The organism is Roseateles violae, from assembly GCF_030410485.1.
Lineage (GTDB): Bacteria > Pseudomonadota > Gammaproteobacteria > Burkholderiales > Burkholderiaceae_C > Roseateles_D > Roseateles_D violae.
Window position 1 is genome coordinate 108728 of the sequence record NZ_JAUHHC010000007.1, and the last position, 18229, is coordinate 126956.

General features: G+C 69.8%; 15 protein-coding genes. 10 read left to right on the forward strand and 5 right to left on the reverse strand.

Features of this window, described 5'->3' with window-relative positions:
- Positions 1-49 precede the first annotated feature (49 nt).
- The 4 genes from dnaX to QWJ38_RS22625 are packed head-to-tail and all read left to right on the forward strand — an operon-like array spanning position 50 to position 3409.
- Complete coding sequence (dnaX, locus tag QWJ38_RS22610; protein ID WP_290361400.1) at positions 50-2044, forward strand: DNA polymerase III subunit gamma/tau; 1995 nt, start codon at positions 50-52, stop codon at positions 2042-2044.
- A 33-nt stretch (positions 2045-2077) separates the two neighbouring features.
- A complete protein-coding gene (locus QWJ38_RS22615) occupies positions 2078-2404 on the forward strand; it encodes a YbaB/EbfC family nucleoid-associated protein (RefSeq protein WP_290361401.1) in 327 nt (108 codons plus the stop codon).
- A gap of 4 nt (positions 2405-2408) precedes the next feature.
- Positions 2409-2990, forward strand: a complete 582-nt coding sequence (gene recR, locus QWJ38_RS22620; RefSeq protein WP_290361402.1) for a recombination mediator RecR — start codon at positions 2409-2411, stop codon at positions 2988-2990.
- A gap of 26 nt (positions 2991-3016) precedes the next feature.
- Positions 3017-3409, forward strand: a complete 393-nt coding sequence (locus tag QWJ38_RS22625) for an MAPEG family protein (protein ID WP_290361403.1) — start codon at positions 3017-3019, stop codon at positions 3407-3409.
- On the opposite strand, the gene QWJ38_RS22630 is transcribed toward QWJ38_RS22625, so the two are convergent.
- Together QWJ38_RS22630 and gloB are read right to left on the reverse strand one after the other, a co-directional pair.
- The gene (locus tag QWJ38_RS22630; RefSeq protein ID WP_290361404.1) at positions 3399-5006 is read right to left on the reverse strand and encodes a transglycosylase SLT domain-containing protein; all 1608 of its coding nucleotides are present in this window, start codon (positions 5004-5006) and stop codon (positions 3399-3401) included. The genes QWJ38_RS22625 and QWJ38_RS22630 overlap by 11 nt on opposite strands.
- On the reverse strand, positions 5003-5782 hold the full coding sequence (gloB, locus tag QWJ38_RS22635; RefSeq protein ID WP_290361405.1) for a hydroxyacylglutathione hydrolase: 780 nt from the start codon (positions 5780-5782) through the stop codon (positions 5003-5005). Before gloB ends, QWJ38_RS22630 begins: the two co-directional genes overlap by 4 nt.
- 26 nt (positions 5783-5808) lie before the next feature.
- Between gloB and QWJ38_RS22640 the strand changes: the two genes are divergently transcribed.
- From QWJ38_RS22640 to QWJ38_RS22660, 5 genes are all read left to right on the forward strand, one after another.
- Positions 5809-6621 (forward strand): class I SAM-dependent methyltransferase, encoded by an 813-nt coding sequence (locus QWJ38_RS22640; protein WP_290361406.1) that lies wholly within the window; start codon positions 5809-5811, stop codon positions 6619-6621.
- A complete protein-coding gene (gene rnhA, locus QWJ38_RS22645) occupies positions 6618-7106 on the forward strand; it encodes a ribonuclease HI (RefSeq protein ID WP_290361407.1) in 489 nt (162 codons plus the stop codon). The genes QWJ38_RS22640 and rnhA overlap by 4 nt, the downstream gene beginning before the upstream one ends.
- Before the next feature lie 119 nt (positions 7107-7225).
- Positions 7226-8416 (forward strand): efflux RND transporter periplasmic adaptor subunit, encoded by a 1191-nt coding sequence (locus QWJ38_RS22650; protein WP_290361408.1) that lies wholly within the window; start codon positions 7226-7228, stop codon positions 8414-8416.
- A 20-nt stretch (positions 8417-8436) separates the two neighbouring features.
- Entirely contained in the window at positions 8437-11496 is a 3060-nt protein-coding gene (locus QWJ38_RS22655; protein WP_290361409.1) for an efflux RND transporter permease subunit, read from the forward strand.
- Positions 11496-13052 carry an ABC transporter substrate-binding protein gene (locus QWJ38_RS22660; RefSeq protein ID WP_290361410.1) on the forward strand — a complete coding sequence of 519 codons (1557 nt, stop codon included), beginning with the start codon at positions 11496-11498 and terminating at the stop codon, positions 13050-13052. The genes QWJ38_RS22655 and QWJ38_RS22660 overlap by 1 nt, the downstream gene beginning before the upstream one ends.
- 39 nt (positions 13053-13091) lie before the next feature.
- Here the strand turns inward: QWJ38_RS22660 and QWJ38_RS22665 are convergent, their stop codons facing one another.
- The 3 genes from QWJ38_RS22665 to QWJ38_RS22675 all read right to left on the reverse strand — a co-directional run bounded on the left by QWJ38_RS22665 (position 13092) and on the right by QWJ38_RS22675 (position 16675).
- Complete coding sequence (locus QWJ38_RS22665) at positions 13092-15278, reverse strand: patatin-like phospholipase family protein (protein WP_290361411.1); 2187 nt, start codon at positions 15276-15278, stop codon at positions 13092-13094.
- Between the two features lie 77 nt (positions 15279-15355).
- Positions 15356-15928, reverse strand: coding sequence for a BPSL1445 family SYLF domain-containing lipoprotein (locus QWJ38_RS22670; RefSeq protein WP_290361412.1), 573 nt, complete (start codon positions 15926-15928; stop codon positions 15356-15358).
- Positions 15929-16036: 108 nt separating this feature from the next.
- A complete protein-coding gene (locus tag QWJ38_RS22675) occupies positions 16037-16675 on the reverse strand; it encodes a response regulator transcription factor (RefSeq protein ID WP_290361413.1) in 639 nt (212 codons plus the stop codon).
- Positions 16676-16899: 224 nt separating this feature from the next.
- Between QWJ38_RS22675 and QWJ38_RS22680 the strand changes: the two genes are divergently transcribed.
- Complete coding sequence (locus QWJ38_RS22680; protein ID WP_290361414.1) at positions 16900-18090, forward strand: BamA/TamA family outer membrane protein; 1191 nt, start codon at positions 16900-16902, stop codon at positions 18088-18090.
- Positions 18091-18229 lie beyond the last annotated feature (139 nt).

An 18229-nucleotide genomic window follows, 5' to 3' on the forward strand; every position in this document is an offset into this window, starting at 1 on the left:
ACCCCGTCCCGACAAACCCGGGGAGGAGGCGCTCGTAGAATGCCGGCCCATGAGCTACCAGGTCCTCGCACGCAAGTACCGCCCCCACAGTTTCGAAGAGCTGGTGGGCCAAGAGCATGTCGTGCAGGCTTTGGCCAATGCGCTGACCCAGCAGCGCCTGCACCACGCCTATCTGTTCACCGGCACGCGCGGCGTCGGCAAGACGACGGTCTCGCGCATCCTGGCCAAGAGCCTGAACTGCACCGGCCCGGACGGCAAGGGCACGATCACCGCCCAACCCTGCGGCGTCTGCGAGGCCTGCCGCGACATCGATGCTGGCCGCTTCGTCGACTATGTGGAGTTGGACGCCGCCTCTAACCGCGGCGTCGAGGAGATCTCGCAGCTGCTCGATCAGGCCGTCTACAAGCCGGTCGTGGGCCGCTTCAAGGTCTACATGATCGACGAAGTGCACATGCTGTCGAACACCGCCTTCAACGCGATGCTGAAGACGCTGGAGGAACCGCCCGAATACCTGAAGTTCGTGCTGGCGACGACCGATCCGCAGAAGGTGCCGGTCACCGTGCTGTCGCGCTGCCTGCAGTTCAATCTGCGGCCGATGGCGCCGCAGAACGTGCTCTCGCACCTGACGCGCGTGCTGCAGATCGAGAACGTGCCGGCCGAAGCGGGCGCGCTGCGCCTGCTGGCGCGCGCGGCGCGCGGCTCGATGCGCGATGCGCTGTCGCTGACCGACCAGGCGATCGCCTTCGGCGCCGGTCAGCTGAGCGAGGCCGGCGTGCGCCAGATGCTGGGCAGCGTCGACCGCGGCCATGTGGTCGCCATCGTCGACGCGCTGATCGCCGCCAGCGGCGCCGAGGTGGTCGCCCAGGCCGACGGCCTGCGCAGCCAGGGCCTGTCGGCCTCCGGCACGTTGGAAGACCTGGCCGGCCTCTTGCAGCAGATGGCGGTCGCCCAGGCGGCGCCGAACGCGCTGGACGAGCAGGATCCCGACACCGCCGAGGCGCGCCGCCTGGCCACGGCCCTGCCGGCGGATGAGATCCAGCTGATGTACAGCATGGCCCTGCATGGCCGGCAGGAGCTGGCGCTGGCGCCCGATGAATACGCGGGCCTCTTGATGGTGCTGCTGCGCATGCTGAGTTTCCGCCCGACCGGCAGTGCGGCCCAGCAGGCCGCCAAGCCGGCCGCGCGGCCCGCGCCCGCGCCGGCACCGGCACCGGCACCGGCACCGGCACCGGCACCGGCACCGGCACCGGCCGCCGCGCCGCTGCTGCGGCCCATGCCGGCCGTGAGCTCGGTGCCCGTGGCTGCGGCGCCCGTTCCGGCACCGGTCGCGGTGCCTGTAGCGGCGCCCGCTCCGGCGCCGATGCCGGTCGCCGTCGAGCAGCCGGCACCTGCACCTGCGCCTGCCCCGCTCGTTCTAGCGCCGCCGCCGGCTGCCGCACCGGCCGCCGACGCCGGCAGCCACAGCGCGCGTCTGCGTCCGCGCGCGGTCGTGCACAAGCTGGAGGAGGCCGACGACGAGCCGCCGCCCTGGCTCGATGCGCCGCCGGCCGAGGACGAGGCGGGCGAAGCCGGCGCGGCCGACGAGATCGAGTCCGGCGCGGCCGAGCGCATTGCCTATGCCTCGACCGCCGGCGCCGACGTCCAGCTGGAGCCGACGCCGCTGGGCGAGCGCTGGCATGCGCTGATCATGCCGCTGGGCCTGACCGCGCTGACGCGCGAGCTGGCGATGCAGGCGCAATGCCTGGGCTGCGAGGAAGGCGAGGGTCGGCAGCTCTGGCGCCTGCGCGTCGAGCGCGAATCGCTGCGCCAGCCGGCCCTGAAGGACAAGCTGCAGGCCGCGCTGAGCGCCGCGCTGCAGGGCGAGGTCTTGATCGAGCTGGAGGCCGGCGTCGCGCAGGACTCGCCGGCGCTGCGCGAGATGGCCGCGGCCCAGGCCCGCCAGCGCGCGATCGAGCAGATCGTCGTCGACGACCCGCTGGCCCAGGCGCTGCTCGCCCAGTTCAAGACGGCACGCATCGTGCCGGGCTCGATCAAGCACCACTGAACACATCCACGAATCCGCGAAGGAAGCCCCATCATGATGAAGAACCAACTCGCCGGCCTGATGAAGCAGGCCCAGGCCATGCAGGACAACCTGAAGAAGGCGCAGGACGAACTGGCGACCGTCGAGGTCGAGGGCCAGTCGGGCGCCGGCCTGGTGAAGGTGCAGATGACCTGCAAGAACGTCGTCAAGCGCGTCAGCATCGACCCCAGCCTGCTGGCAGACGACAAGGACATGCTGGAAGACCTGGTCGCCGCCGCCTTCAACGACGCGGTGCGCCGCGCTGAAGCAGTCAGCACCGAGAAGATGAGCAAGCTGACCGCCGGCATGCCCATGCCGCCCGGCATGAAGTTCCCCTTCTGAGCCGGTGACGGCGCTCGAACAGCTGATCGAGGCGCTGAAGCGCCTGCCCGGCGTCGGCCAGAAATCGGCGCAGCGCATGGCTTATCACCTGCTGCAGCATGAGCGTCAGGCGATGGGCCAACTGGCGGCGGCCCTGACGGCGGCCGGCGAGCAGATCGGCCATTGCCAGCGCTGCCACACCTTCAGCGAGACGGCGCTGTGCGCGATCTGCGCCGATGCGGCGCGCGATGCGCGGCTGCTGTGCGTGGTCGAGACGCCGGCCGACCAGGCAGTGCTGGAGCGCACCGGCTCCTACCGCGGCTACTACTTCGTGCTGCTGGGCCGCGTCAGCCCGCTGGACGGCGTCGGCGCGCGCGAGATCGGCGCGGCGCAGCTGCTGCAGCGGGCCGCCGACGGCGGTGTCGAGGAGGTGATCCTGGCGACCAGCTTCACCGCCGAGGGCGAGGCAACCGCTCATGTGCTGGGCGATGCCCTGCGCGCGCGCGGCATCAAGGCGACCCGGCTGGCGCGCGGCGTGCCGGTCGGCAGCGAGCTCGAATACGTGGACCTGGGCACGATCGCCCATGCGCTCAGCGACAGGCGCTGAGCGGAAAACAAGAAGGAGACCCGACGATGACGCTGGCCCATCTCTGCATCCTGATCGCCTGCGCGCTGCCGGTGGTCTGCGCCGGCCTGGCCAAGTCCAAGGGCTTCGGCAAGCGGCGCCGCGAGGGCGGCTTCGACAACCACGACCCGCGCGCCTGGCTGGCGCGGCAAGGCGGTTGGCAGGCGCGCGCGAACGCGGCGCAGCAGAACAGCTTCGAGGCGCTGCCGCTGTTCATCGCCGGCGTGCTGGTCGCGCAGCAGCTGCAGGCGCCGCAGGGCCGCATCGACGCGCTGGCGCTGGCCTTCATCGCCGCGCGCCTGGCCTATATCGCGCTTTACCTGGCCGATCAGGCCTGGCTGCGCTCGCTGGTCTGGACGGCCGGCGTGGCCTGCTGCGTCGCGCTGTTCTTCAGCGCCTGACGACGCCCGGCGCGCTCGTCGCGACGACCGCGCGGCCGCTCCTGACCTTGTTGCCGGCGCTCGGCCGGGCCGCCGGCGCCTTGGCGACGCGGCGCGTCTCGGCGGTGTAGACGACGATGGACTGGCCGGGCTTGAAGCTGGCCTTGCCGCCGACCTTGTTCCACTGCGCGAGCTGCGCGGCGCTGACCTTGTAGCGCGCCGCCACGCTGGCCACCGTCTCGCCCTTGCCGGCCTTGACCGTGATGCGGCGCAGCGGCGGCACATCGGGGGCCAGGCTGATGCTGGCGTTGTCGGCCAGGTAGTCGGAGACGTCCTCGGCGCGCTGCGCATTGCGCGGCACCAGCAGGGTCGAGCCCTTGTTGACCAGCATCTTCGGCGGGATGCGGTTGATCTCGCGCAGCGCCGCCTCGTTCATGCCGACCTGCTTGGCCGCATCGGCCGGCTTCATCGTGCGCGGCACGACCCAGGCGGTCCAGGTGGCCAGCGGCCCGCGATGGGCGGCCAGATTGATCGCGAAGGCGCTGGCGTTGTCGTAGGGCAGCAGCACCTGCGCGGTGCTGGCGGCCAGGATCACCGGCTTGTTCATCTGCGGGTTGAACTGCTTGAACTCGTCCTCGCTGATGCCGGCCAGCCGCGCGGCGATATTGACGTCCATATCGCGGTCGATATTGACGCTCAGGAAATAGGGGTGGTTGGCCACCGCCGGCAGCGCGAGGCCGAAGTCCTGCGGCGCCAGCACGATGTTCTTCACCGCCTGCAGCTTGGGCACGTAGTAGCGCGTCTCCTCGGGCATGCGCAGGCTCTCGTAGTCGGTCGGCAGACCCAGCTTCTCGTTGCGCGCGATCGCCTTGGCCACATTGCCCTGGCCCCAGTTGTAGGCGGCCAGCGCCAGATGCCAGTCGCCGAACATCTTGTAGAGCCGGCCCAGATAGTCGAGCGCGGCGCGCGTCGAGGCCAGCACGTCGCGGCGATCGTCGCGGAAGATGTTCTGCTTCAGATCGAAGTCGCGGCCGGTGGCCGGCATGAACTGCCACATGCCGACCGCCTTGGTGCGCGAGGTCGCGTCGGTGACGAAGGCGCTTTCGATGAAGGGCAGCAGGGCCAGCTCGGCCGGCATGCCGCGCTTCTCCACCTCCTCGAGGATGTGGAACAGATAGCGGCTGCCGCGCGTCGTCATGCGCTCGACATAGTCGGGCCGGGCGCTGTACCAGGCCTCGGCCTTGCGCACCCAGTCGTCGTCCAGATCGCCCAGCACGAAGCCCTTGCGCATCCGCTGCCACAGATCGGCGCGCACCTCGACCGCGCTCAGGTCGACCTTGACGCCGGGGCGCAGGCTGTCCTCCAGCAGCACCTCGGCGGCCGTGGTCAGCGCCTGGGCTTCGGCCGGCGTCTGCGCGATGGCGCTGGCCGCGGCCGGCGGCGTGGCTTCGGCCGGGGCGGCCGGCGCCGGGTCGGCCGGCGCGGCGGCCTGCACACCGGCTTCGAGCTGGCGCTCGGACGGCGGCGCCGTGCTGGCGCAGGCGGCCAGCAGGCAGGACAGCATCAGGATGCTCAGGCGGGACAGGGGCAGGTGTTGCGGTCGGGTCGGGACGCTCATCGGAATTCGTTCTTCCACTGCCGCAGGCTGGCAAACACCGCAACGGGGTCGGCCTCGGCGCCGGGCAGCGCTTGGTGGGTCGCCGCGGCGGCGGCGACGGCCGGCTCGCTGCAGCGCAGGAATGGATTGATCTGGCGTTCGGTCGCGATGCTGGACGGCAGCGTCGGCAGCGCGCGCTCGCGCTGCCCCTGGCACCAGGCCTGGTAGTCGCGCAGCGCCGCATTGTCCGGCTCGACCGTCAGCGCGAAGCGCAGATTCGACAAGGTGTACTCATGCGCGCAGCAGACCCGCGCCGTGCCGGGCAGGGCGGCCAGGGTCTGCAGCGAGGCGTACATCTGCGCCGGCGAGCCCTCGAACAAACGGCCGCAGCCGCCCGAGAACAGCGTGTCGCCGCAGAACAGCAGCGGCGCCTCACCCACGGGTTCGGCGTAGTAGGCGATATGGCCGGCCGTGTGGCCGGGCACGTCGATGACGCTAAAGCGCAGGCCCAGCAGCTCGACGCTGTCGCCGGCCCGGCAGGGCGTGAACGGGGTGGGGATGTCTTCGCGCGCCGGGCCGTAGACGGGGCCTCGCAGATGCGGGCGCAGGCCGGCGAGGCCGCCAACATGATCGCCATGGTGATGGGTCACTAGAATGCCAGCCAGATGCAGCCGCTGCGCGGCCAGCGCCTCCAGCACCGGCGCCGCCTCGCCCGGATCGACGACGATGGCGTCGACGCCATCGTGCAGCATCCAGATGTAGTTGTCGGCAAAGGCGGCGACTGCGATCAAGTCCATGCGGCCAGATTCATGCAGCGAGTTCCATGACACGCGAAGCGTCGATTATAGAGTTGGCCGCCTGGCTGCAGACCCCGCCCGGCCGCTACCTGCTCGCCTGGGAACAGCAGCAGATCGATGCCGCCGTCGCCGACCTGTTCGGCTTCCATGCGCTGCAGCTGGGCCTGCCCGAGCTGACCGCGCTGCGCGCGAACCGGATGCCGCATCGCTGGCTGGCACTGAACGGCCACGATGGCGGCCGCAGCGTCGCCGATGCAGGCGAGGACGGCGAGGGCCCCGCGGCGGTGGCGCTGCACTGCGAATTCGACGCGCTGCCCTTCGAGGCCGCCAGCCTCGACCTGGTCGTGCTGCCGCATGCGCTGGAGCTGGCGCGCGATCCGCACCAGACCTTGCGCGAGGTCGAGCGGGTGCTGCGGCCCGAGGGGCGGGTGGTGATCCTGGGCCTCAATCCGGCCAGCGCCTGGGGGCTCAGGCAGAATCTCGGCCGCCTGCTGCCCGGTCACGAGCGGCGGCTGTACCTGCCGCGCGCCGGCGACTTCATCGGCTACTGGCGGCTGCGCGACTGGCTGCGACTGCTGAGCTTCGATGTCGAGGGCGCGCGCTTCGGCGCCTATTGCCCGCCGCTGCGCTCGGCCCAGTGGCTGGCGCGCTGGTCCTGGATCGAGGGCATCGGCCAGCGCTGGTGGCCGGTGCTGGGCGCCGTCTATTTCATCGTCGCGGTCAAGCGCGTGCAGGGCATGCGCCTGATCGGCCTGGCGCGCCACAGCAAGGCCAGCGCGGCCAAGGCCGCCCCGGCGGTCGCGGCGCTGCACCCCCATCACCATCGAGAACAAGAATGAGCGAAGAACAAGAGAAGAAGACGGCGCCGACCGCCGCGACGATCAAGAAGCCGGTCGTCGTCATCTACACCGACGGCGCCTGCAAGGGCAATCCGGGCCCCGGCGGCTGGGGCGCCTGGCTGTCCGCCGGCGGTCATGAGAAGGAACTGTTCGGCGGCGAGGCGAACACGACCAACAACCGCATGGAGCTGACCGCGCCGATCGAGGCGCTGGCCTCGCTCAAGCGCAGCTGCCAGGTGACGATCTATACCGACAGCGAATACGTGCGCAAGGGCATGACCGAATGGATCCACGGCTGGCAGCGGCGCGGCTGGAAGACGGCCGACGGCAAGCCGGTCAAGAACGCCGAGCTCTGGCAGCGGCTGGACGCGCTGAGGAAGCTGCACCAGGTCGAGTGGCGCTGGGTCAAGGGCCATGCCGGCGATCCGGGCAATGAGCGCGCCGATATGCTGGCCAACAAGGGCTGCGCCTCGGTCGGACGCTGAACTTGTGCGAATCGCGGACGAGCGAGGCAATTGGTCCGTCTGAAAGCCGATTTCAGGCCTTTGTTCGCATCGATTTGTAAAGAGAACCGCTACAGTGCGCGCTCCGGAGAACCGCGCGCATGAAGAAGAAGTTACATACCGTCGTCGCCATCGTGGCGATCGCCAGCCTCAGCGGCCTGGCCTATTGGTGGCAGCACCAGCGTCCCGCCGCCGACGCGGCGGGCAAGCCGGCCACCGACCGGCCGGCCGGTGGCGGCGGTGGCGCGGCGGCGGGCGGTCCGGTGCCGGTCGAGGCCGGCAAGGTGGAATTGATCAATCTGGCCGATGACGCGCAGGCGGTCGGCACGCTGCGCGCGCGCCAGGCGGTGCTCTTGAAGCCCGAGGTCAGCGGCCGCATCACTAAGCTCGGCTTTGCCGACGGCCAGCGCGTGCGCCGCGGCCAGCTGCTGGTCCAGCTGGACGACAGCCTGCAGGCGGCCCAGCTGCAGCAGGCCGAGGCGCAGGCCGGCATCGCCCGCACCCAACTCAAGCGCAGCCGCGAGCTGCTGGCCCAGGGCTTCGTCAGCGCCAGCGCGGTCGACCAGGCGGTGGCCGCGCTGGAGGTGGCCGAGGCCCAGGTCGCGCTGAACCGCGCCCAGCTCGAGCGCATGCGGGTGCTGGCGCCCTTCGATGGCGTGATGGGCATCCGCAGTGTCAATCTGGGCGACTACGTCAAGGACGGCGCCGACCTGGTCAGCATCGAGGACGCTTCGACGATGTGGGTGGACTTCCGCCTGCCCGAGCGCTATGTGCCGCGCCTGAAGATCGGCCAGGAGGTCGAGCTGGGCCTGGACGCGCTGCCCGGCCGCAGCTTCTCGGCCCGCATCGAGGCGCTGGACACCCAGCTGGAGGCCAATGGCCGCTCGCTGCTGGTGCGCGCCCGCGTGCAGGGCGCCAGTAATGAGCTGCGCTCGGGCCTGTTCGCGCGCGTGCGCGTGGTCTTTGCCCAGCGCGCCCATGCCCTGGTCGTGCCCGAGGAGGCGCTGGTGCCGCAGGGCGGCAAGCAATATGTGATCAAGCTGGTCGAGGGCGAGGGCGGCAAGCCGCCGACCGCGCAGCGCATCGAGGCCAAGCTCGGCGCCCGCATCGCCGGCAAGGTCGAGCTGCTGGCCGGCGTCAAGGCCGGCGAGCGCGTCGTCACCGCCGGCCAGGCCAAGCTGATGCGCGGCGAAGGCCAGGCACTGAAGGTCGTCGACGTCGAGCGGCCGGCCATGCCGACCGCGCCGGCTGCGGCCACCGCGGCCGCGTCCTCGCCGGTCGCCGCGCGCTGAAGGAGGGACGCGGTTCCATCATGCGCATCTCCGAAACCTCGATCCGCCGTCCCGTCTTCGCGACGGTGATGTCGCTCTTGCTGCTGCTGGTCGGCATCGTCTCCTTCGACAAGCTGGCCCTGCGCGAATACCCGCGCATCGACGAGCCGGTGGTTACCGTCAACACCCGCCTGATCGGCGCCTCCTCCGAGGTGATCGAGAGCCAGGTGACCAAGCCGCTGGAGGATTCGATCGCCGGCATCGACGGCGTCGAGATCCTGACCTCGATCTCGCGCTCCGAGCAGAGCCAGATCACGGTGCGTTTCAAGCTCGAGAAGAACCCCGACGACGCGGCCGCCGATGTGCGCGACCGAGTCTCGCGCGTGCGCGGCCGGCTGCCCGATGCGGTCGACGAACCGATCGTCGCCAAGGTCGAGGCCGATGCGCAGCCGACGATCTGGATCGCCTTTTCCAGCGAGACGCTGAACCCGCTGGAGATCACCGATCTGGTCAACCGCATCGTCAAGCCGCGGCTGCAGACGATTCCCGGCGTGGCCGATGTGCAGATCGGCGGCGACCGCAAGTACGCGATGCGGATCTGGCTGGATCCGGACCGCCTGGCCGCCTACAAGCTGACCGTGCAGGACGTCGAGGACGCCTTGCGCCGGCAGAACCTGGAGGTGCCGGCCGGCCGCATCGAGAGCCAGCAGCGCGAGTTCAATGTGACCGCGCGCACCGATCTGAACACCGTCGCGCAGTTCGCCGAGGTCGCGCTGCGTAACACGGCCGGCTTCACCGTGCGGCTGAAGGACGTGGCCCGCATCGAGGAGGCCGCCGCCAGCGAGCGCTCGCGCGTACGCCTGAACGGCGTGCCCTCGGTCTCGCTGGGCGTGATCCGCCAGGCGACGGCCAATCCGCTCGACGTCTCGGCCGGCGTGCGCGAGATGATGCCCAAGCTGCAGGCCGATCTGCCGGCCGCGGTGAAGGTGCTGCCGGCCAATGACAACTCGGTCTTCATCGACCGCTCGATCAAATCGGTCTATCACACGATCGCCGAGGCCGTCGTGCTGGTGGCCCTGGTCGTGTTCGTGTTCCTGCGCACCTTGCGCGCGTCCATCATTCCGCTGGTGACGATTCCGGTCAGCCTGATCGGCGCCTTCGCGCTAATGGCCGCCGCCGGCTTCACCGTCAACACCTTGACCCTACTGGCCCTGGTGCTGGCGATCGGCCTGGTCGTCGATGACGCGATCGTCGTGCTGGAGAACATCTTCCGCCATATCGAGGAGGGGCTGGAGCCCTTCCAGGCGGCGCTGAAGGGCGCCAAGGAGATTGCCTTTGCCGTGCTGGCGATGACGATGACCTTGGCCGCGGTGTTCGCGCCGCTGGCCTTCACCCCCGGCCGCACCGGGCGGCTCTTCGTCGAATTCGCACTGACCCTGGCCGGCGCAGTCGTCGTCTCCGGCTTTGTCGCGCTGACGCTGACGCCGATGATGTGCAGCAAGCTCCTGCGCCACAACCCGAACCCCAGCCGCTTCGACCGCGGCATGGAGGCGGGCCTGGTCTGGATCAGCGAGCGCTATGCGGCGGCGCTGCGCTTCGCGCTGCGCCAGCGCTGGCTGGTCGTGCTGCTGATGCTGGGCTCGGGCGCCGGCAGCTGGTGGCTCTACGTAAACTCGAAGTCGGAGCTCGCGCCGATCGAGGACCGCGGCGTGATCTTCATGCCCATCAATGCGCCGGATGGCTCGACCCTGGAGTTCACCGCCCGCTATCTGGACGCGGCCGACCGCATCGCCTCGCAGTACCCGGAGTTCGACCGCCGCTTCCTGTTCGCCGGCGGCTCCATCGTGTCCTCGGGCACGGCCATCCTGCGCACGATCGACTGGGAGGAGCGCAGCCGCACGACGCAGCAGATCGCCCGCGCGATGATTCCGCAGGTCAGCCTCTTGCCCGGCGTGAGCGCCTTCCCGATCACGCCGCCCAGCCTGGGCCAGGGCTTCGGTTCGCGGCCGATCAACTTCGTGCTGGTCACCAGCGACAGCTATGCCAATCTGGCCCAGGTGACGCAGAAATTCATGGCCGAGATGGCCAAGAACCCCGGTCTCGTCCAGCCGGACAACGATCTGCGCCTGAACAAGCCCGAGATCTTCCTGGAGGTCGACCGCGAGCGTGCCGCCGATCTGGGCGTGCCGGTCGACCAGGTCGCGCGCACGGTCGAGACCATGCTGGGTTCGCGGGCGGTGACGCGCTACAAGCGCGATGCCGACCAGTACGACGTGATGGTGCAGACCGAGGCGGCCGGCCGCACGACGCCGGACCAGATCGAGCGGCTCTTCGTGCGCGGTCGCGGCGAGGTGATGGTGCCGCTGTCCAGCCTGGTCAAGGTGCGCGAGGCGGTCAGCCCGCGCGAGCTGAACCACTTCAACCAGCGCCGCTCGGTCTCGATCACCGCCGGCCTGGCGCCCGGCTATGCGCTGGGCGAGGCCCTGGCCTTCATGGACCAGACGGCGGCCAAGGTGCTGCCGGTCGGCTACTCGACCGAGCTGAACGGCGTCTCGCGCGAGTACAAGAGCAGCTCGGGCGCGCTGGGCCTGGTCTTCGTGCTGGCACTGCTGTTCATCTTCCTGGTGCTGTCCGCGCAGTTCGAGAGCTTCGTCGATCCCTTCATCATCATGCTGTCGGTGCCGCTGTCCATGGTCGGCGCGCTGGCGGCCCTGCAGTGGAGCGGCGGCACGCTGAACGTCTATTCGCAGATCGGCCTGATCACCCTGGTGGGCCTGATCACCAAGCACGGCATCCTGATCGTCGAGTTCAGCAACCAGCTGCGCCAGCAGGGCAAGGCGGTCGGCGAGGCCGTCGTCGAGGCGGCCGCGCTGCGCCTGCGGCCCATCATGATGACGACCGGCGCGATGGTGCTGGGCGCCTTGCCGCTGGCCCTGGCCAGCGGCGCCGGCGCCGAGAGCCGGCAGCAGATCGGCTGGGTCATCGTCGGCGGCATGAGCGTGGGCACCTTGCTGACCGTCTTCGTCGTGCCGACCATGTACAGCCTGTTCGCGCGCAAGGGCGTGCCGGGCGAGATCACGACGCCGGCGCTGCAATCGTGATGAGGCTCGCCGCCGGCCTGCTCGCCTTGCTGCTGGCCCTGCCGGCACAGGCGGCCACCTTGCGCTTTTGCGCCGAGGGCAGCCCGGCCGGCTTCGATCCCAGCCAGACCGATTCCGGCGTCGACTTCCAGGCCACCGAGCAGGTCTTCGGCACCCTGATCGAGCGCGAACGCGGCACGGGGCGCCACATCCCCGGCCTGGCGGAGTCGTGGAGCGTCGGCGCCGACGGTCGCAGCTACACCTTCCAACTGCGCCGTGGCGTGAAGTTCCACACCACGCCCTGGTTCAAGCCCACGCGCGACTTCAATGCCGACGACGTCCTGTTTACCTTCCAGCGCATGCTGGATCCGCAGCATCCGTTCCAGCGCGCCTATCCCAGCATCGCGCCCTATATGAGCTATATGGGCTGGGACAAGAGCGTGGAGATGATCGAGAAGCTCGACGAGCACACGCTGCGGGTCCGCCTGCGCCAGCCCGACGCCGCCTTCCTGTCCAGCCTGGTCGTCTCCTTTGCCGGCATCCACTCGGCGGAATACGCGGCCCAGTTGCTGAAGGAGAGCCGGCCGCAGCAGATCAAGCAGCTGCCCGTCGGCACCGGCCCCTTCGTCTTCAAGAGCTACCAGAAGGACAGCGTCGTCCGCTTCGTGCGCAATCCGGACTACTGGCGGCCCGAGGTGGCGCGGGTCGAGAACCTGGTGTTCGCGATCACGCCCGACTCGATCGTGCGCGCGCAGCGCCTGCGCAAGAACGAATGCGATATCGGCGCGCTGGCGAGCCGCGCCGACGCGCTGGAGCTGGCCAAGGACCCGGCCATCCGCCTGGTGCGCACGGCCGGTCTGAACATCGGCTATCTGGCCTTCAATACGAAGAAGCCGCCGCTGAACCAGCTGGCGGTGCGTCAGGCGCTCGATCTGGCCATCGACAAGAAGGCCATCGTCGACACCGTCTACGGCGGCGCCGGGCGCCTGGCCAATAGCGTGCTGCCGGCCGAGCTGTGGGCGCATGACGCGACGATCAAGCCCAGCGTCCACGACCCGGCACGCGCCCGCGACTTGCTGAAGCAGGCGGGCCTGAGCGATCTGAAGCTGACGCTGTGGGCGATGCCGGTGCAGCGCGCCTACAACCCGAACGCGCAGCTGATGGCGCAGATGATCCAGGCCGACTGGGCCAAGGTGGGCGTCACCGCCCGCATCGTCAGCTACGAATGGGGCGAGTACCTGAAGCGCATGGACGCCGGCGAGCACGAGGCGGCGCTGACCGGCTGGAATGCCGACGCCGAGCCGGCCGGCACCGCCGCGCAGCTGAGCTGCGGCAGCCTGGGCGGCAGCTTCTGGTGCGACAAGGGCTACGAGCAGGCGATACAAAAGGCGCGGAGTACGCTGGACCCGGCCCAGCGCAAGGCCTTCTACAGCCAGGCCCAGCGCATTGCCGCCGAGCAGTTGCCCTTCAGCGTGATCGCCTATGGGGAGCTGGTCGTGCCGCTGCGCCAGAACGTCGTCGACTTCCGCCTCGATGCGGAAGGCAATATGCGCTTCGACGGCGTGACGCTGCGCTAGCGGGCTGTCGAAAAACGTATCGAGGACGGCCCGAGCCGGTCAGGGCCGGCCGAGGAACAGATAGAGGCTGTCGTAGCCGCGATTGGCGCGGCCATAGCCGAAGTACAGCGGCCCCAGCGGCGTGTCCACGCCCAGGGTCAGCGCGAAGGAGCGCAGCGTGCCCTGTTCGTTGTTCGGCACCAGGGGCTTGCCGACCCGGCCGGCCTCCAGCGAGAGGCCACCGTAGACGCCGTCCAGCAAACTCCAGCGCGCCAGCCGCTTGTAGTAGCCGATGCGCGCGAAGCGCAATTCCTCGCCGAGCAGGGCGCCGGTCGAATAGCCCGATTGCTGCAGCAGACCGCCCCACTGGAACAGGGCATTGGTCGGCAGCGGATCGGAGCCGATGCGCTGGCCGAGCTTGAAGCCGAAGTTGAAGGTGTGCTCGCCGAAGGAGACGGCGTAGCTGCCGCGTGCCTCGGCACGGGCGAAGTCGGCATCGCCGCCCAGCGATTTGCGCGCGCTCAGCAGCTGCAGGCTGCCGCCATAGCCGGAACGCGGGAAGTTCGCGCTGTCCAGCTGGTCGACCGAGGCGCGCAGGCTCAGCGCGACCTGACGCGTGCGCTCCTGCGGCGGCTCGAAGATGGCGGGGCCGGTGTCCAGCCGGGTGTGCGTATCGGTCGAGATCAGGCCCAGTCGCAGCTCGCCGTACTTGGTGAACTGCGCGCCGGTCTCCAGCGCGATATGGCCGGTGCGCAGGTCGTAGCTGGCGACCCGCTGGTCGGCGTCGAACACGTCGAGGGTGCGCCGGCCGTAGCCGGCCGAGGGCACGACGAAGAAGGTCTGGCTGGGCTCCAGCGGCTGGAAGAACTCGGTGTCGATGCGGTTGTTGCGGCCGATCTGCACCTCCGAATACCACTGGCCGCCCAGCGAGTTCAGCCAGGTCATCCGGTAGCTGGCCAGCAGATTGAAGAAGGCGTCGCCGCCGAAGTCCGAGGACAGGCCCAGGCCCAGGCGCAGGTAGTTGGGCCCCCAGGATTTCTCGATCGCGTCGACGGCCAGCACGCGCTTGCCCGGCTCCTCCAGCAGGCGGTAGTTCACATGCTCGAAGTCGCCGGTGCCGTAGAGCAGGCGCATATCGCGGTCCAGGGTCTGCTGCTCGACCGCGGCAGCGGGCTGCGTCACCATCACCGAGCGCGCGACCTGCGGATTGACATGCTGCAGCTCCGCGAAGCGGATCTCGTCCACCGGCTCGATCGCGGCCGGGCTGCCGGCCAGGCGGCGCTTGCTCCAGGCCGCGTACTGCGCCGGCGACACCGACAGCCGCGCCAATTGCTCGGCCACCACCAGGGTCGCCGCCTCGCCGACCGGCACCGTCAGCGACATGTCATCGAAATCCGCGGCCGAGAAATCGCCCAGATTCGGCAGCACCAGCACGTCGCTGGGCTTCAGGCTGGCCAGCGAGGCCTGCACGTTCTGCTCGGTCAGGATGTTGACCATCTGACCGGTGACGCCGAGGATGGAGTTCAGGGCCTCCGGCTTGAGCAGCGGCGTGCCCAGATTGACGGCGATGACGATGTCGGCGCCCATCGCGCGCGCGACGTCGACCGGCAGATTGTTGGTCAGCCCGCCGTCGACGAGCAGGCGGCCGTCCAGGCGCACCGGGTCGATCGCGCCGGGCACCGACATGCTGGCGCGCATCGCGCTGGGCAGTTCGCCCTGGCTCAGCACCACCGGCTTGCCGGTCACCAGATCGGTGGCGACCGCGCGGAAGGGGATGGGCAACTGGTCGAAACGATGGAAGCCCTGCACCTTGGACAGGCCGCGCAGCACCGTCTCCAGCTGCACGCCCGAGACCAGACCCTTGGGCATCAGCAGCTTGCCGTCGCGATAGCCGAGCTCGACCGGCGCCAGCGGCTTGGTGTCGTCCTGCTTCAGGCGCACCGAGCGCTCCTCGCGCGGCGGCAGCTCCTTGAACAGCAGCCGGGTCGACATCGAGGCGATGATGGCCTCCATCTCGTCGATCGGCGTGCCCGAGGCATAGGCGGCGCCGACGATGGAACCCATACTGGTGCCGGCGATGCAGTCGATCGGCACCTGCAGTCGCTCCAGCACCTTCAGCACGCCGACATGGGCGGCGCCGCGCGCACCGCCGCCGGACAGCACCAGGCAGACCTTGGGGCGTGCCGCGGCGGCCGGGGCAGTCGGTGGGACCGGCGGCTCCACCGGCTGTGCGCGCAGCCCCGCCACCGGCGCCGCCAGCAGTAGCGCCAGCGCGGCGGCGCGCCCGCTCGGGCGGGCGGCCGTTCGGGCGGGGGGCTTGTGGCTCAGAGCGTCGTCAGCTTGTTGAACTTCGTGCCGTCCAGGCTCAGGTTGGCCATGAAGCCGGCGTTCGAACGCACGAAGCCGATGATGGGCTGCTGCGCGGTCTTGGTGTCGATATTGGCATTGGCGCCCAGATTGGCGACGACCACCGAGGCATCGGCGCCGGCCGTCCAGCCCTGGCTGGCCTCGAACTTCTGCAGCGCCTCGGCGGTCATGAACAGCAGGTACATGGCCTTCGACTGCGCGCCTGCCAGCAGGCCCACCGAGCCGGAGCCGACGCTGTAGTAGGACGTCGTCGTGCCGCCCTTGCGCAGCGCGCCCTGGCCATAGGAGCCGCCGACGACGAAGCCGGCCGAGACGACCTTCGGGAACACCAGCACGCCGCGCGCCTTGTCCACCAGCTCCCGCGAGCCGGGCGCCTCCTTGTAGAGCTCGGCCATCGCGTTGTCGACGGCTGCCTCGATCTCGCGCCGCTTGGCGTCTGCATCGGCCGTTCCGCCCGTCGAGGTCGAGCAACCGGCGACAAGCGTCGTGCCGGCGACCAGGATCAGCTCTCTACGATTCAACATCATCATGTCGGCTCCAGGTGGTTGCGGGGAAGAAAAAAGCCTCGTCGAACGATAGCGCCGAAATGCCTCGGCGGCTACTGGGGTCGGGTTTGAAGGACGGGCGGGCCCGGCGGCTCAGGCAAAGCGCTCGGCCTCGATCAGCACCTTCATCAGCGCCGGCAGATTGCGCACGCCCAGCCGCTGCATCACGTGGGCGCGGTCCAGCTTGATCGTGCGCTCGCTGACGCCGAATTCGACCGCCAGCTGCTTGTAAAGCCGCCCGGCAACGATGCCGTCGAGCACGCGGCGCTGGCGCTGGCCCAGCGAATCGACCAGGCGCTGCGTGTGGCGGGTGCGCCGCCGCCGCTCGCGCGCCTCGCCGTCGCGGGCCACCGCCTCGGCCACGGCGGCCAGCAGGCGCTGAGGCTCGACCGGCTTGGTCAGGAACTCGCAGGCGCCGGCGCGCATCGCCTGCACGCTGGCGCGCACATCGGCGCCGCCGGCCAGGAAGACGATGGGCCGCTGCAGGGTCGGGTCTTGCGTCAGCCGCGCCTGCAGCTCCAGGCCACCGATGTCGGGCAGATGCAGATCGAGCAGCAGGCAGCCGGGCGCGTCCTCGGCATCGCGGCGCAGATAGTCGCCGCCGCGCGCATGGGCGCGCACCTGGTAACCGGCGGCGCTGAGCAGGCGGGCCAGCGCGGCGCGCAGGGCGGCATCGGCGTCGATCAGATGGACGACGGCGGCATTGCCATCGCCGCGGACTACGAAACTCATGGGCACCGACTATTGGTGCCGGCGCGCCGCCCGGCCTATTGGACCAAGGTCCAATGCCGGCAAGCGCCGTGCGCTGTTCGCATCGGAGCTGGATGCAGCGCTGCGCCCGGCGTCGCGATCGCTGCGTCATCGCCTGGCAGCTTAGGCACAATCGACCGGCAGCGAAGATCGATCACCCAGGCGCGCCGCGGCGCGTGAACCGAAACGAAGAAGGACGCAACGGTATGGGCATCCGGCATCGAAGAGCAGGGGGGCACGCCAGCGGCGGCCTGATCATGGCGGCGGCGCTGCTGCTGGCCGGGCTGGGCGCCGCGGCGCCGGCACGGGCGCTGCCCGAGGGCTTCGTCGACAAGGAGGACAACTACCTCGACATCTCCGAATGGCTGATCGAGCGCAAGGGCTTTCTGCCGGTGCCCATCATCATCAGCGAGCCGGCGATCGGCTACGGCGGCGGCCTGGCGCTGATGTTCCTGCGCAACTCGATGCGCGAGAGCGCCGAGAAGGCGCGCGAGAGCGGGCTGATGATCCCGCCCGACATCTGGGTGATCGCCGCGCTGGGCACCGAGAACGGCACCAAGGCCGCCTTTGCCGGCGGCATGGCCAGCTTCGACGAGGGGCGCTGGAAATACCGCGGCGGCATCGGCCGCGCCCAGGTCAATCTGGCCTTCTACGGCATCGGCGAGGGGCCGCTGGGCGGGGCCGGCGCCGGCGGCATCGACTACACGCTGGACGGCTGGATGTCGATGCAGCAGGCCTTGCGCCGCCTGGGTCAGAGCAATTACTGGCTCGGCGCACGCTGGCTCTATCTGGACCTGGACAGCAAGCTCGACATCAGCGGCCGCCCCGACGCCGGCCTGCGCCCCGACCAGGCGACGCGCAAGACCTCGGGCCTGGGCCTGACCCTGGAGCAGGATTCGCGCGACAACATCTTCACCCCGTCCAGCGGCTGGAAGGCGGCGCTGGACGCGACCTTCTACGACCCCGACTGGGGCAGCGACACGCGCTTCCAGGCCTATCGCGCCCATGTCTTTGCCTACTGGCCGCTGGAGAAGAGCCTGGTGCTGGGCACCCGGCTCGACGGACGCGCGGCGCGCGGCCAGGTGCCCTTCTACATGCTGCCTTTCATCGATATGCGCGGCATCCCGGCGGCGCGCTACCAGGACAAGAACACCGGCGTTGCCGAGGCCGAACTGCGCTGGAACGTGACGCCGCGCTGGGGCGTCGTCGGCTTCATGGGCGCGGGACGCGCCTGGGGCAGCCAGCAATCGTTCAGCGACGCCAGCTCGGCCGTCAGCAAGGGCCTGGGCTTACGCTATCTGCTGGCGCGCCGGGTCGGGCTGTGGATGGGCCTGGACTATGCGAAGGGGCCCGAGGACAGCACCGTCTATGTGACGGTGGGCAATAGCTGGCGCTGAAACGGAAGCCGCGCAGCCTAACTGCTGATCACGACGCCATGCGCAGGCTCGTGTGCGGCGTTGCAAATCATCACACCTGCCTTGTGGTCACACGGGACGGCGGAATCCATAGTACAAAAGCAGCGATTGAGACTCGATC